Source organism: Arthrobacter sp. Y3223164, from assembly GCF_059091005.1.
The window spans coordinates 1-905 of sequence record NZ_JBNHGF010000676.1 but is presented as its reverse complement, the minus strand read 5'-3'; the positions used below and the strand labels follow the sequence as shown (position 1 = coordinate 905).

Here is a 905-nt window from a genome sequence, read left to right as displayed (position 1 = left end):
ATGGACCCCGCCCGCCGGGACAGGGAGCGTGCCGGCGTGTGTTCATACATCTCGACGCCGGCGCGCAGGCAGGCGTCGCGCAGCCCCCAGGCGAGTTTCGCGGGGTGCACCATCGCCGTTCCCCGCCGGTCCCGCAACCCTGCCCGGTAGGCGGGGGAGGCCACCTGCTGTTGGACGGCGGCCTGGTCGAGGAACTCGAGCGAGGGGTCCTCGGCGGCCTCCTCGGCAAGCCAGCCGACGTGGTGCTCTTCGGTGGCCACGGACAGCGTGCCGGTGCGTTCAAAGCCGGCGTCGATCCCGTACCGGGCCAGGCTCTCTTCGATCTCGTCCAGGTTCTGCAAACCGAGCTTGTCCAGCAGTTCGTTTTCGCCCGGGAGGTGTCTTTGCCCGTTCGCGCTCCCATGGGTCAGGCTGGCCTCGCAGAAGCCGCCGTTGCGGCCGGACGCGGCCCAGCCGATGCGATTGCCCTCCAAAAGCACCACCGAGCGGTCCGGGTCGCGCTCCTTGGCCAGCAGCGCGGTCCACAAGCCCGTGTAGCCGCCGCCGACCACCGCCAGGTCCGCCGTTACCGTGCCGCGCAAGGACGACAGCGGTGCGGGGCGCGAGGGATCATCCAGCCAGAACGGCGTCGGGGACGCCCCGGCCAAGGCGGCGTCGAGGCGTGCGGCCGGGATCTGCTCTTCGGCACGGTCGTAGAACGTTTTCATGCCGGCGCCCCCTGCCGTTCGAAAACCGGTTGGCCGGCCACCAGTGTCAAATCGGTGCCGACGGTGTGCAGTTCCTCCGGGGGCAGGCTGAACGGGTCGAGGGTCAGCACGGCCAGGTCGGCCGGCGCTCCGGGAGCAATGCGGCCGGCGTCGTCCTCGCGGTTCAGCCACGCCGAGCCGGAGGTATAGGCGGCCAGC

2 protein-coding genes are annotated in these 905 nt (G+C 70.9%); both read right to left on the bottom strand.

What is annotated here, in order from left to right; all coding sequences use genetic code 11:
- On the bottom strand, positions 1–707 hold a 707-nt coding region (locus AC5RUJ_RS17345; RefSeq protein ID WP_494156384.1), incomplete at its 3' end, for an NAD(P)/FAD-dependent oxidoreductase.
- A partial coding sequence (locus AC5RUJ_RS17340) for an amidohydrolase family protein (RefSeq protein WP_494156383.1) occupies positions 704–905 on the bottom strand: 202 nt, incomplete at its 5' end. The genes AC5RUJ_RS17345 and AC5RUJ_RS17340, both read right to left, overlap by 4 nt.